The sequence below is a fragment of the Janthinobacterium fluminis genome (assembly GCF_028595325.1).
In the GTDB taxonomy this organism is placed as follows: Bacteria; Pseudomonadota; Gammaproteobacteria; order Burkholderiales; family Burkholderiaceae_D; genus Janthinobacterium; species Janthinobacterium fluminis.
In genome coordinates, this window is sequence record NZ_JAQQXR010000004.1 from 265,453 (window position 1) to 277,987 (window position 12,535).

The following is a 12,535-nucleotide window of genomic DNA, read 5'->3' on the forward strand; positions in this document are numbered from 1 at the left end:
TCACCAGATCTCGATCAGAAAGTGACTTTTTTCAACAAGAACGATCAGAATAGGTGATGGGGGGACGCGCACCGGCCAATCTCGCCGCATTCATTGCCGAAAGAACGGGCAAGCCAAGGCCGGACTAGTCGCCCTTGACCTCCTTGAAGTCGGCGTCGACCGGCCCCTCGTCCGGCTTGCCCGGCGGCGGCGTGGCGCCCTGCCCTTGCGCATACACTTTCTCGCCGAGCTTCTGCGCCGCCGCCTGCAAGGCGGCGATGCGCGCGTCGATGCCGGCCTTGTCACTGTCCCTGACGGCCGCCTCCAGCGCCGCGATGGCCGACGCTATCCCGTCCCTGTCGGCGGCGTCGAGCCGACCGCCATACTCGGCCAGCGACTTGCGCGTCGTATGCACCAGCGCGTCGGCCGCGTTGCGGCTCAGCGCCAGCTCCTTGACGCGCAGATCGTCCGCCACGTTCGCCTCCGCGTCCCGCACCATCTTCTCGATCTCCGCCTCGGTCAGGCCGGAGTTCGCCTTGATCGTGATCTTGTTCTCCTTGCCGGTCGCCTTATCCTTCGCGCTCACATGCAAAATGCCGTTGGCGTCGATGTCGAAGGCCACCTCGATCTGCGGCAAGCCGCGCGGCGCCGGCGCGATGCCGACCAGATTGAACTCACCCAGCAACTTATTGCCGGCGACAATCTCGCGCTCGCCCTGGAACACCTTCACCGTCACCGCCGGCTGCGCGTCCTCGGCCGTCGTATACACCTGGCTGTAGCGGGTCGGAATCGTCGTGTTCTTCGGGATCATCTTGGCCATCACCCCGCCCAGCGTCTCGATGCCCAGCGACAGCGGCGTGACATCCATCAACAGCAAATCGGTCCGCTCGCCCGCCAGCACCGCGCCCTGGATCGCCGCGCCAACGGCGACCGCCTCGTCCGGATTGACATCCTTGCGCGCCTCCTTGCGGAAGAACTCGCGCACATACTCCTGCACCTTCGGCATGCGCGTCATGCCGCCGACCAGGATCACATCGGCGATCGCCCCGACGTCCAGGCCGGCGTCCTTCAGCGCGACGCGGCACGGCTCTATCGTCTTCGCGATCAAATCCTCGACCAGCCCCTCCAGCCGGGCGCGCGACAGGCGCAGCGTCAAATGCGCCGGGGCGCCGCCGGCCATCGCGATATACGGCTCGTTGATATCCGTCTGCTGGGTCGACGACAACTCAATCTTGGCGCGCTCGGCTGCGCTCTTGATGCGCTGCAAAGCGATCGGATCCCTGCCCAGATCGATGCCGCTACTGCCCTTAAACTCGGCGATGACGTGGTCGATCACCCGCTGATCGAAATCCTCGCCGCCGAGAAACGTATCGCCGTTCGTGGCCAGCACCTCGAACTGCGTCTCGCCCTCGACCTCGGCAATCTCGATGATGGAAATATCGAAAGTGCCGCCGCCCAAGTCGTACACGGCGATCTTGCGCTCGCCCCTGGCAGCCTTATCCAGCCCGAATGCCAGCGCCGCCGCCGTCGGCTCGTTGATGATGCGCCGCACATCCAGGCCGGCGATGCGGCCGGCGTCCTTGGTCGCCTGGCGCTGGGCGTCGTTGAAATAGGCGGGCACCGTAATGACCGCCTCCGCCACCGCCTCGCCCAGATAATCCTCGGCCGTGCGCTTCATCTTGCGCAACACCTCGGCGGAAATCTGCGGCGGCGCCAGCTTCCTGCCGCGCACCGCGACCCAGGCGTCGCCGTTATCGGCGCGGATAATCTGGAAAGGCATCAAATGGATATCCTTCTGCACCTCCGCCTCATCGAACTTACGGCCGATCAAGCGCTTCACCGCATACAAAGTATTCTGCGGATTCGTCACCGCCTGACGCTTGGCGGGCGCGCCGACCAGCACCTCGGCCTCATCCTGATAGGCGACCACCGACGGCGTCGTGCGCGCCCCTTCCGCGTTCTCGATCACCTTCGCCTGGCCGCCCTCCATCACGACGACGCAAGAATTCGTCGTCCCGAGATCGATACCGATCAACTTCCCCATACACCCTCCCATAAATAATGGCGCTGAAGGGGCGCCGGCGTAGTCGGCGGCAGCAAGGGCTCGCGCGGCGGCAACAAAGGTTCGGAAACGGGCACCACAGGCTCCGGCGCGGGCGGCGGCGGTTCGCCCGGCACACCGTGCCCCCGCCCAACTGACAACACCGCCATGGCCCGCCCCCCAACGCGAAAAAATCCAACATACCCGCATCGCCTCAAAAAGAAAGGCGCGCACCGCCCAATCGGCGCCCAACAGCGCAAAGACAGATCTGCATCAACAAACAGCGTGACTTTCACTGCTGGGGTCAGGTCTAGACATGGCAGTTTTACTTGCGCAATCAAGTAAAACCGCCATGTCTAGACCTGACCCCATTAGTTCTTGAAAGCACTCGTTGCAAATGAGAATAATAATGATTATCATTACGAATTATGAATTGCCGCTTTGGCAGGTGACGCAGAAAGGTGAAGAATGGATATTCTGAAAGAGTTGCGTGAATCGGGCCTGAAGGTGACGATCCCCCGGCTGCGCATTTTGCAGTTGTTTCAGGAGGGTAAGGGCAAGCATTTGAGCGCCGATGATGTCTACCGTTTTCTGTTGACGGAGAAGATAGATGTCGGTCTGGCGACGATTTATCGGGTGTTGATGCAGTTCGCCGAGGCCGGCATTCTGTTTCGCCGCCATTTCGAGTCGGGCCACGCCGTCTTCGAGTTGAACGAGGGCACCCACCACGATCATTTGGTCTGCACGATTTGCGGCCAGGTCGATGAGTTCGTCGATGAGGGGATAGAGCGGCGCCAGGACGAGATCGCCGCCGAACGGGGTTTTGTGTTGCACGAGCATGCGCTGTCCTTGTATGGCACTTGCGCCGTCTGCACGCGCCAGAAGCAGTTATTGAGCAAGCTTTGACAGGCCGGCCCGCCTGGCCTTGCCCACCGTGCGCTTATATGCACGCCCCATGCGAGGAAATATGATGTATATCGGAGGCATCTCCAAACTGACGGGCGCGTCGCCGAAAGCGATACGCCATTATGAATCGCTGGGCTTGCTGGGCGAGGTCACGCGTTCCGGTTCGTATCGCGTGTATTCGGACGACGAGGTGCGCCAGATCAAGCTGATCAGGCTGGCCCAGGCGCTCGGTTTCCGCCTGTCCGAGTTGCGCCCCTTCCTGCAGCGCGCCGGCAAACCGGATTGGCCCGGCCTGGCGCGCCAGGTCGGGCGCAGACGCGCCCAGGTGAGCGAGGAGATCGCTCGCCTGCAGCAGCTCGACAGCCAGTTGGCGGAGATCGACGCCTGCCTCGGCGGCGCGGCGCGAGGCCAGGCCGCGCCGGCCCGGGCGCGGCGCGCCGCAAGCCCGACGCCGGCCGCCTAGCTGTAACGGCTTGCGTTTGAAAACAAACGGGCTCGCATTAGATGCGGTTTTCGGCTCGAATTAACTGCAAACGACGGGACCTCCATGCTCACGCTATCTGCAAATGAGCTTGCAATCGACGGGGCTTGCTTGCATTCAATGACAACGTGCTCGCGCTATTTGCAAATGAAGGTCCATGTCTGCACTTCCTGCGACCCGAATGCGCTCGGCGTTTTCGGCAGCCTGAATACCCGGCCGTTCACGCGTAATCACTGAGCGCTACTCATCCTGGTTGGTGGCACACTGCTTCAATGTTGTTGCCTTCTAAATCAATGACAAAGGCACCATAGTAGTTAGGGTGATAGTCTGGGCGGAGGCCGGGGGCACCATTGTCTTTTCCTCCAGCGGTGATCGCTGCGAGGTAAAAAGCATCCACTTGCGCACGAGCTTCTGCCCGCCATGCTAGGTGGCAGCCGGTAGTCGCTGATGGGCCCCCGTATGGTGATGGGCCATCGATGAACCATACATCGGCTTTTTTTCCGTCAGGCTCAGAGGAGTCAGGGTAAGCAAACCCCAACATGTTCACGCCGTAGTTGCCTTCGAAGCATACGCTGTAGCCCAATGGCGCAAGTGCCGCGCTGTAAAACGCTTTAGCACGACCAATATCGGTCACGCGGAAAGTCATGTGGTCAAGCATGGTGAGTTACTCCTGAGGTAGATTGTTGTGTGCGATTGACGCATATTAACTGTACATGCATACAGTATTAATAGCAAGACATTAACACTGTATATACCTCAAGCCCTGCGGTAGACATAGCCGGTCCGGCACTGTCCTGTTCGATTCCCGCCATCCGCCGGCACGTCGCATTGCTCATAGCTGTTCCGGCAGGCCGTGCGCCCGTGCCGTTAAGGTACACCCGTGCGTGGCACTGCTATCGAGACATTTTTCGCGTCTCGCATGGGTTGATGGGGTACATTTGAGACATCGTCGCCCGATTGTCTAGACCTCAACGAGACGATATTCATGACCTTCCGGTATTTGCAGTTAGCGTGAGCCAGCGACCATGGAATGCGAGCCAGCCCCGTCGATTGCAAGCTCATTTGCAGATAGCGTGAGCACGGGCCGTCCATCATTTGCAGTTAATTCGAGCCGAAACCGGCGTCACATGCGAGCATGACCGGTTTCAAACGCGAGCCGCTACACCTAGCCGGTAAACGGCGCCGTCGATTTGCGCACCACCAGCGCCGGCCGCAGCAGTTCGCGCCGCAGCGGCAGGCCGGGGTCGAGCATGCGTTCGAGCAGGATGCGCGCCGTCAGCGCGCCCATTTCCTGTTTCGGCTGGCCGATCGACGTCAGCGGCGGGTTGCTGTAGGCGGCCAGCGCGATGTCGTCGTAGCCGAGCACCGACAGTTGCGCCGGAATCGCCACGCCGGCCTCGCTGGCCGCGCAGATGCCGCCCATGGCCATCAGGTCGTTGCTGGCGAAGATGGCCGAGGGCCGCCGCGGCAGCGCCAGCAGTTGCCGGAATGCCTGGTGGCCGCCGGCGCTGGTGAAGTCGCTGTGCAGCAGCCACTCGGGGCGGAAGGCGACGCCGGCCTCGTCCAGCGCGCGCCGGTAGCCGGCCACGCGCTCGCGGCTGGTCAGCAGTTTTTCCGGCCCGGCCACGCAGGCGATCGCCCGGTGCCCCAGTTGCAGCAAATACTTGGCGCCCATGTAGCCGCCCTGCTCGTGGTCGGACTCGATGAAGTCGGCCGCGACGCCGCTGATTTCGCGGTCCACCAGCACCACCGGAATGCGGTCGCCGGCGAGGAAGCGGCTCAGCTCGGGGTCGGTGCCGGACGACACCAGGATCAGGCCGTCGATGCGCTTCTCCATCAGCACGCGGATGTAGGCCACTTGCTTGCCCGGATCGTCGTAGGAGTTGCACAGGATGATGTTATAGCCGAGCTTGAAGGCGGCGTCCTCGATGCCGCGTATCACCTCGGCGAAATAAGGGTTCGAGTTGTTCGGCACCATCATGCCGAGCGTGTGCGTGCGGTCGTTCTTCAGGCTGCGCGCGACGGCGCTGGGCACGTAGCGCAGTTGTTCGATGACGGCCTGCACGCGCGCGCGCACGTCTTCGCTGACGACGCGCGTGTTGTTGATGACGTGGGAAACCGTGGTCGTCGAGACGCCCGCCTGTTCCGCCACCTGTTTCATTGTTGCCATGCGTCGCGCCTTTCTCCGGCCGGATTATGCCACCTTCAGAACACCACGCCGGCGACCAGGATGATGTTGGCGTAGGGCGTGAACTGGCCGGTGCGCACGATGGCACGGGCCTTGGCCGTGAGCTGCTTGAACTGCTCGTGCGGCACCGGGTCGAGCGGCGTGTACGGCAGCAGCGCGGTGATGCCGGCGTCGATGGCCGGGCTGACCAGCGCCGTCTCCTGCGCGACGATGGCCTTTTCCACTTCCATTTCGGCCAGCACCACGCGCAGCGTGTCGAGGAAGCCGGGAATGTTCTTGGTCAGCGCCAGGTCGATGCACGGCACCTGCGGCGGCACCGGCAGGCCGGCGTCGCCGATGACCAGCATGTCGCCGTGGCCCATGCCGGCGATCAGCTGCGACAGCGCGCTGTTGAGCAAAGGGGTTTTCTTCATGCCGCCTCCACGGGCGCGCGCGCGGCGCGGCTGGCGATGAATTGCTCGACCTCGGCGCGCGTCGGGATCGAGGTCTGCGCGCCCAGCTTGGTGACGGTCAGCGCGGCCGCGTATTGCGCCGCCGTGGCCGCCTCGACGATGCCCAGGCCCTGGCCGATGCCGACGCTGAAGGCGCCGACGAAGGTGTCGCCGGCCGCCGTCGTGTCGACGACCTCGACCGGCACGGCCGCCAGCATGCGGCTGTTGTCGCCCTGGCCGGCGACGAACACGCCCTGCCCGCCCATGGTCAGCAGCACGCTGCCGGCGCCCATGGCCAGCAGCTTGGTGGCGGCCTGGCGCGCCGTGGCGCGGTCGACAACGGCGATCTCGCTCAGTTGCGAGGCTTCCGTTTCGTTGACGATCAGGTAGTCGACCAGCGCCAGCCAGTCGGCCCGCAGCGGCTGCATCGGCGCCGGGTTGAAGACCACCTTGACGCCGCCGCGCTTGGCGATCTCGATGGCCCGCATCACCGCGCACAGCCGCGTTTCAAGCTGGCACACCAGCAGGTCGGACGCCAGGATGGTCGGCGCCAGCGCCTCGACGTCTTCCAGCGTCAGCGCCATGTTCGCGCCGGGCGTGACGACGATGCTGTTGCTGCCGGCGTCGTCGACGAGGATGCCGGCCACGCCGCTGGCCATGCCGGCCTGCGCCAGCACCTGGCTGGCGTCGATGCCGTCGGCCAGCAGGCAGTCGCGCAATTGCCGGCCGAAGGCGTCGTCGCCGACGCGGCCCAGCATCGTCACGGCGCCGCCCAGGCGGGCGGCGGCGACGGCCTGGTTGGCGCCCTTGCCGCCGGGGATCTGGCGGAATGCGTGGCCGGAGATGGTTTCGCCGGCAAGCGGCATGCGCGGCGTGCGGAACACCAGGTCCATATTGAGGCTGCCGACGACGGTGATGCGCGGCCCGCTCATGCCGCGCTCCGGGCGATCATGCGGTTGCGGTACATGTCGACGATGACGGCGATGACGATGACGGTGCCGGTGATGATGCGTTTGGCCGGGTCGCTGGCGCCGATCTGCGCCAGGCCCGCCTCCAGCACGGAGATGATCAGCACGCCGATGAAGGTGTTGACGACGGAGCCGCGCCCGCCCATCAGGCTGGTGCCGCCGATGACGACGGCGGCGATCACCTGCAACTCCATGCCGGCGGCGGCGTTCGGGTCGGCCGCCTCCAGGCGCGACACCTGGAAGGCCGCCGCCACCGCGGCCAGCAGGCCGAGCAGCGCGAACACGGCCGCCTTGGTGGGGCGCGTGCGGATGCCGGCCAGGCGCATCGCCTCCTCGTTGGTGCCGATGCCGACCATGTGCCGGCCGAACACCGTGTACGACAGCACCAGCTGGCCGACGACGACGATCAGGATGGCCAGCAGGAAGGCCGGCGAGATGCCGCCGACGATGGGGTCGTTGATGAAGGACACGGCGCCGCCGATGTATTTGGTGCGCGAGTCGGTGGCCAGGTAGGCGGAGCCGCGCGCCACTTCCAGCATGCCGAGCGTGACGATGAAGGACGGCACCGACCACGTCACCGTGATCAGGCCGTTGACCATGCCGCACAGGAAGCCGACGGCCAGCGCCAGCGCGGCGGCCGGCATGAAGCCCAGTTCCCAGTCGACCATCGCCAGACTCAGCACGCCGCCGCACAGGGCCAGCACGGAGCCGACGGACAGGTCAATGCCGCCGATGATCATCACATAGGTCATGCCGACGGCCATCACGGTCAGCGCCGGGATCTGGTTGGCGATCGTGTTGAAGGTTTTCATGCTCAGGAAGTATTTGCTGGCGTAGCCGAAAAACACCACCATGCCGGCCAGCACCAGCACCAGTCCCAGGTATTCCTTGGCGCGCCGCAGCCACAGGGAGGAAGGCTGGCCGCCTTTGGCCGCGCCCGGCTGGGAGTGCGGCGCTGCCGCCGCGATTGTTTGAGTCGTCATTGGATTATCTTTCACTATTATTAAGGCGTCGCCGACGCCGCCGCATCCACATAGCCGCTGAACGCGGCCTCCATGATCGCGTCCTGGCTGGCCTCGTCGCGCGCGAAGGTGCGCACCATCCTGCCGGCGCTCATCACGGCGATGCGGTCGCACAGCAGCATCAGCTCGACCAGATCGCTGGACACGACGACCAGCGCCTTGCCCTGCGCCGCCAGCTCCGCCATCAGCTTGTAAATTTCAAATTTGGCGCCGACGTCGATGCCGCGGGTCGGCTCGTCGAACAGCATCACTTCGCATTCGCGGTGCAGCCAGCGGCCGATGGCGACCTTTTGCTGGTTGCCGCCGGACAGCTGGCCGACCGGCTGCTCGACCGAGCTGGCGCGCAGCGACATCAGCTTGCCGATGCGTTCGGCGATGCCGCCCTCCTTGGCCCGGCTCAGCCAGCCGCCCCTGGCCACCTGGGCGATGCCGCTCAAGGTGGTGTTGACGCGCACCGACTGCGGCAGCAGCAAGCCCTGCTCCTTGCGGTCCTCGGACACCATCGCGATGCCGTTGCGCACGGCGTCGAACGGCGAGGCGATGGCCCGCTCCGTGCCGTTGACGCTGATGCGGCCGGCGTCGCGCTTGTCGGCGCCGTAGATCAGCCGCAGCGCCTCCGTGCGGCCCGAGCCGACCAGGCCGGCGATGCCGAAAATCTCGCCGCCGCGCGCCTCGAAGCTGACGTCGCGCACCGCGGCGCCGCGGCACAGGCCAGCCACTTTCAGCGAGATGGCGCTCGGCTGCGGCGCCGGCCGGTCCAGGCGCTCGCCCACCTCGCGCCCGACCATCAGCTTGACCACCTCGGGAATGCTGATGTCGGCGGCCGCGTGGGTGCCCACGACGACGCCGTCGCGCAGCACCGAAATCGTATCGGCGATGCGTTTGGTTTCTTCCAGCCGGTGGGAAATGTAGATGATGCCGACGCCCTTCGCCTTCAAACGCTCGATCTGCACGAACAGCAGGTCGACCTCGCGGCCGGTCAGCATCGCCGTCGGCTCGTCGAGTATCAGCACCTTGCAGTCGGCGCTGATGTTGGCGGCGATTTCAATCATCTGGCGCTGGCCGATGCCCAGTTGCGACACCGGCGTGGCCGGGTCGAGCGCGCCGAGGCCGACCTGGGCCATGCACGCGGCGGCGGCGGCATTCAGCGCGGTGTAATCGACGCAGCCGAAGCGGCGCGGCAGCTTGCGCAGGAACAGGTTCTCGGCCACGGTCAGCGTGTTCACCAGGCTCAGCTCCTGCAGCACCATGCGCACGCCGCGCGCCTCGGCCTGGGCGCGCGAGGCCGGCGCGAACGGCGCGCCGTCCAGCGTCATGCTGCCGGCCAGCGGCGTCACCAGCCCGCAGATGATTTTCGATAGCGTGCTCTTGCCGGCGCCGTTTTCGCCGGCCAGCACGCGCACCTCGCCCGGATACAGGCTCAGATGCACATCCTGCAACACCGGCCCGGCATAGGACATCGACAGCCCGTTGATTTGCAACAAGGGCTCAATAGAGGAAGTCATGGGATATTCTTAACGGATAGAAAAACGGGGTCCGGCCCCGTTTTTTTGAGGGGGGCGGGCCGGCGGCCCGCCCGCAACGCTTACTTCTTGCTGCCGGCCACCAAATCGACCGGGGTTTCGACGATGCCGCCCAGCGTCTTGATCGGCGTCTTCGCCTTCAGGAACTTCAGCGCGTTTTCAATGCCGTAGATGGCCAGCTTGTCGGCGTGCTGCTCGGCGGTCGCCGTCATGCGGCCATCCTTGAGCATGGGCGCGACGGCCGAAATATTGTCGAAGCCCACCACCCGCACCTTGCCCGTCAGACCGGCCGACTTGACGGCCGCGACGGCGCCGATGGCCATGCTGTCGTTACCGCACAGCAGCGCCTTGATGTCCGGATTTTCGCTCAACATCGCCGCGGCCACCTTGTTGGCCTTGTCGATTTCCCATTCGCCAGTTTGCAGGCTGACCACTTTCGCGCCCGCCTTCTTCATCGCGTCCTGGAAGCCGGCCGTGCGCAGCTTGGCATTGTTCGCCGTCGGCAAGCCTTCGATGATGCCGACCTTGTCGCCGGCCTTGATGAACTTGGCCAGATAGTCGCCGACCTGCTCGGCGCCCTTGCGGTCCAGCGGGCCGACGAACGGCACCGTGATGCCCTTCTCTTTCAGGGCGGCGGCGTCGAACTGGTTGTCGATATTGATGACGACGATGCCGGCGTTGATGGCGCGCTTGGCGACGGCCACCAGCGCCTTCGAGTCGGCCGGCGCGATGACGATCGCGTCGACGTTGGAAATAATCATCTGCTCGACGAGCTTGATCTGGCCGGCCGTGTCGCTCTCGTCCTTGACGCCGTTGGTGATCAACTCGTACTTGTCGCTGTTCTTCTTCTGGTGCGCCTTCGCGCCGTTTTCCATCGTCAGGAAAAACTCATTGGCGAGCGACTTCATCACCAATGCGACGCGCGGCTTCTCCGCGCTGGCCTGGGCCGACGGCATCGCCATACACAAACTTGCGGCCGCCACGGCGATCGATTTGGAAAACAGGGAAATGCTGCTCATTGGGGGTATCTCCAGAATAGATGATTGTCTAAGAAATCGCGCCGTACAGACCAAAAAAACCTACGCAAACGATTGCGCAATCGTTTGCGTATTAGATCGCGGACAGCCCCGCAGTGTCAAGAGTTTCTTTCCGTGCAACTATTCCCGGGACCGGGGCGCCGCCCCGAAGTCCGCCCCGGCCGCCGGGGGCCAGGCCCCGGCTTTTCCCCTCAGCTCGCCACCAGGCGCCCCGCCAGCACCACAAACACCGCCGGCAACACATACTTGCCCATCCCCGACTTCGACTTCATCCGCCGCGTGATGCGCGCGGCCAGCAAGGCATACAGCGCGTCGAAGAACAAGCCGGTCAGCACCAGCAGCGTGCCCAGCCACAAATACTGCATCGGCACGGAGGCGCCGCCGGCGCTGACGAACTGCGGCAAGAACAAGCTGCAAAACAGCAGCGCCTTGGGGTTCAGCAAATTCGTCAGGAAACCGCGCACAAACGAGGCGCCCGCCTTCGGCGCCACGTCGGCGACCGTGTCGAGCTGCAGATTGGCCCGCAGCATCTTCACCGCCAGATACACCAGATACGCCGCCCCGCCCCAGCGCACCAGGGACAAGGCCCCCGGATGCGCCGCCATCAGCGCCGCCAAGCCCAGGCCCGACATCAACACATGCATCGCCCGCGAGGCGGCGATGCCGAGCGCCGTCACCAGCGCGATGCCGGCGCCGCGCGCCGCTCCCGTGGCGATGACCAGCGCCATATCCGGCCCCGGCAACAGGAACACACCGGCCAGGGCCGCAAGGTACATGATCGAGGTGGACGTATCCATAATGACTCCGCTGAAGGGCTATAACAATGGCTTCATTATCGAACCGGGGCGCTGAAATGTGCTTGCTATTTCTGCCCCGCGTGGCATAGTTATGAGAAGATTCCACTAAAATTACGCATATCATTAGATGAAAAACTCATATAACGAACTGGACGAAGTGGACCTGCGCATCCTGGCGCTGTTGCAGGACGAGGGGCGGCTGTCCAACGCCCGCCTGGCCGAGCGCCTCAAACTGAGCGAAACGCCGGTGTGGCGCCGCCTGCGCCGGCTCGAGGACGAGGGCTACATCAAGGCTTACCAGGCCGTCATCGACCGCAAGAAGCTGGGCATCGGCCTGGTCGCCTTCGTCCGCGTCACCTTCGCCAACCACGCGGGCGAGCAGCCGCACCAGTTCGAGGAGGCGATCCAGCGCATTCCCGAGATACTGTCTTGCCACAACGTCACCGGCGAATCGGACTACCTGCTGCAAGTGGTCGCGCGCGACATCGAAAGCTATGGCGACTTCGTCTCCACCGTGCTGCGCAGGCTGCCGGGCGTGGCCGAGATCCACTCCAGCCTGTCGATGCGCGAAATCAAATCGTCGAACCGCCTGCCCATGCCGGGAAGGCAGAATTAAGGCGCCGGCAACGCCGAAGCGCCGGCCGGAAGCCGCCGCCGGCTTCGATCTGCATCATCATTTCTCTGCATTGCCGGAATTTTCCGCCGCTCCGCCAGGTCTATACTGATGCCTGCCACGCCTGTCACGGTGGCTGCCGCATCTTCCAGCAATCCAATCAAAGGAGTATCAACATGGCCTATGTAGATGGTTTCGTTGTCCCGCTTCCCACGAAAAACCTGGATGCCTACCTCGATATGTCGCGCCGCTGCGGCGCGATCTGGCGCGAACACGGCGCGCTGGAATTCCGCGAGTGCATAGGCGACGACGTCAAGCCGGGCAAGCTGACGTCCTTCCCGCAAAGCGTCAACCTGGAAGACGGCGAGACGGTGGTGTTCTCGTGGATCGTCTACGAATCGCGGGCCAGGCGCGACGCCGTCAACGACAAGGTGATGTCGGACCCGCGCATGGCCGACATGATGAAGCCGGAGAACCTGCCCTTCGACGGCAAGCGCATGATCTACGGCGGCTTCGAGATGCGCATCGACCTGTGAGCGGGCGCAGCAG

At 64.4% G+C, this 12,535-nt stretch carries 13 protein-coding genes; 4 read left to right on the plus strand and 9 right to left on the minus strand.

Annotated features, from left to right (window positions below; all coding sequences use genetic code 11):
* Window positions 1–124: 124 nt before the first annotated feature.
* Window positions 125–2,023: a molecular chaperone DnaK gene (dnaK, locus tag OIK44_RS12410; RefSeq protein ID WP_273671067.1), complete on the minus strand. Its 1,899-nt coding sequence runs from the start codon at window positions 2,021–2,023 to the stop codon at window positions 125–127.
* A gap of 465 nt (window positions 2,024–2,488) precedes the next feature.
* On the opposite strand from dnaK, the gene fur reads away from it, so the two are divergent.
* Together fur and OIK44_RS12420 are read left to right on the plus strand one after the other, a co-directional pair.
* Window positions 2,489–2,926 carry a ferric iron uptake transcriptional regulator gene (gene fur, locus OIK44_RS12415; protein WP_273671068.1) on the plus strand — a complete coding sequence of 146 codons (438 nt, stop codon included), beginning with the start codon at window positions 2,489–2,491 and terminating at the stop codon, window positions 2,924–2,926.
* Window positions 2,927–2,987: 61 nt separating this feature from the next.
* Window positions 2,988–3,389, plus strand: coding sequence for a MerR family transcriptional regulator (locus tag OIK44_RS12420; protein WP_273671069.1), 402 nt, complete (start codon window positions 2,988–2,990; stop codon window positions 3,387–3,389).
* 262 nt (window positions 3,390–3,651) lie between these two features.
* Here the strand turns inward: OIK44_RS12420 and OIK44_RS12425 are convergent, their stop codons facing one another.
* The 8 genes from OIK44_RS12425 to OIK44_RS12460 all read right to left on the minus strand — a co-directional run bounded on the left by OIK44_RS12425 (window position 3,652) and on the right by OIK44_RS12460 (window position 11,373).
* Window positions 3,652–4,065, minus strand: coding sequence for a VOC family protein (locus OIK44_RS12425; RefSeq protein WP_081611886.1), 414 nt, complete (start codon window positions 4,063–4,065; stop codon window positions 3,652–3,654).
* Between the two features lie 507 nt (window positions 4,066–4,572).
* On the minus strand, window positions 4,573–5,577 hold the full coding sequence (locus OIK44_RS12430) for a LacI family DNA-binding transcriptional regulator (RefSeq protein WP_273671070.1): 1,005 nt from the start codon (window positions 5,575–5,577) through the stop codon (window positions 4,573–4,575).
* 35 nt (window positions 5,578–5,612) lie between these two features.
* The gene (gene rbsD / locus OIK44_RS12435) at window positions 5,613–6,008 is read right to left on the minus strand and encodes a D-ribose pyranase (RefSeq protein WP_273671071.1); all 396 of its coding nucleotides are present in this window, start codon (window positions 6,006–6,008) and stop codon (window positions 5,613–5,615) included.
* Window positions 6,005–6,958, minus strand: a complete 954-nt coding sequence (rbsK, locus tag OIK44_RS12440; protein ID WP_273671073.1) for a ribokinase — start codon at window positions 6,956–6,958, stop codon at window positions 6,005–6,007. The genes rbsD and rbsK overlap by 4 nt, the downstream gene beginning before the upstream one ends.
* Window positions 6,955–7,977, minus strand: coding sequence for an ABC transporter permease (locus OIK44_RS12445; protein WP_273671074.1), 1,023 nt, complete (start codon window positions 7,975–7,977; stop codon window positions 6,955–6,957). Before OIK44_RS12445 ends, rbsK begins: the two co-directional genes overlap by 4 nt.
* 20 nt (window positions 7,978–7,997) lie before the next feature.
* A complete protein-coding gene (locus OIK44_RS12450; protein WP_273671075.1) occupies window positions 7,998–9,521 on the minus strand; it encodes a sugar ABC transporter ATP-binding protein in 1,524 nt (507 codons plus the stop codon).
* A gap of 80 nt (window positions 9,522–9,601) precedes the next feature.
* A complete protein-coding gene (locus tag OIK44_RS12455) occupies window positions 9,602–10,558 on the minus strand; it encodes a sugar ABC transporter substrate-binding protein (protein WP_273671076.1) in 957 nt (318 codons plus the stop codon).
* Between the two features lie 209 nt (window positions 10,559–10,767).
* Window positions 10,768–11,373: a LysE family translocator gene (locus OIK44_RS12460; RefSeq protein ID WP_273671077.1), complete on the minus strand. Its 606-nt coding sequence runs from the start codon at window positions 11,371–11,373 to the stop codon at window positions 10,768–10,770.
* 127 nt (window positions 11,374–11,500) lie between these two features.
* Between OIK44_RS12460 and OIK44_RS12465 the strand changes: the two genes are divergently transcribed.
* Both OIK44_RS12465 and OIK44_RS12470 read left to right on the plus strand, forming a co-directional pair.
* Window positions 11,501–11,989 (plus strand): Lrp/AsnC family transcriptional regulator, encoded by a 489-nt coding sequence (locus OIK44_RS12465; RefSeq protein WP_273671078.1) that lies wholly within the window; start codon window positions 11,501–11,503, stop codon window positions 11,987–11,989.
* 173 nt (window positions 11,990–12,162) lie between these two features.
* Window positions 12,163–12,522, plus strand: coding sequence for a DUF1428 domain-containing protein (locus OIK44_RS12470; RefSeq protein ID WP_273671079.1), 360 nt, complete (start codon window positions 12,163–12,165; stop codon window positions 12,520–12,522).
* The last annotated feature ends 13 nt before the right edge of the window (window positions 12,523–12,535 follow it).

Coding starts and splice junctions, on each gene's coding strand:
- OIK44_RS12465 (WP_273671078.1), top strand. CDS start 11,501: ATGAAAAACTCATATAACGAACTGGACGAAGTGGACCTGCGCATCCTG.
- OIK44_RS12460 (WP_273671077.1), bottom strand. CDS start 11,373: ATGGATACGTCCACCTCGATCATGTACCTTGCGGCCCTGGCCGGTGTG.
- OIK44_RS12425 (WP_081611886.1), bottom strand. CDS start 4,065: ATGCTTGACCACATGACTTTCCGCGTGACCGATATTGGTCGTGCTAAA.
- OIK44_RS12455 (WP_273671076.1), bottom strand. CDS start 10,558: ATGAGCAGCATTTCCCTGTTTTCCAAATCGATCGCCGTGGCGGCCGCA.
- rbsD (WP_273671071.1), bottom strand. CDS start 6,008: ATGAAGAAAACCCCTTTGCTCAACAGCGCGCTGTCGCAGCTGATCGCC.
- dnaK (WP_273671067.1), bottom strand. CDS start 2,023: ATGGGGAAGTTGATCGGTATCGATCTCGGGACGACGAATTCTTGCGTC.
- OIK44_RS12450 (WP_273671075.1), bottom strand. CDS start 9,521: ATGACTTCCTCTATTGAGCCCTTGTTGCAAATCAACGGGCTGTCGATG.
- OIK44_RS12430 (WP_273671070.1), bottom strand. CDS start 5,577: ATGGCAACAATGAAACAGGTGGCGGAACAGGCGGGCGTCTCGACGACC.
- OIK44_RS12470 (WP_273671079.1), top strand. CDS start 12,163: ATGGCCTATGTAGATGGTTTCGTTGTCCCGCTTCCCACGAAAAACCTG.
- rbsK (WP_273671073.1), bottom strand. CDS start 6,958: ATGAGCGGGCCGCGCATCACCGTCGTCGGCAGCCTCAATATGGACCTG.
- fur (WP_273671068.1), top strand. CDS start 2,489: ATGGATATTCTGAAAGAGTTGCGTGAATCGGGCCTGAAGGTGACGATC.
- OIK44_RS12420 (WP_273671069.1), top strand. CDS start 2,988: ATGATGTATATCGGAGGCATCTCCAAACTGACGGGCGCGTCGCCGAAA.
- OIK44_RS12445 (WP_273671074.1), bottom strand. CDS start 7,977: ATGACGACTCAAACAATCGCGGCGGCAGCGCCGCACTCCCAGCCGGGC.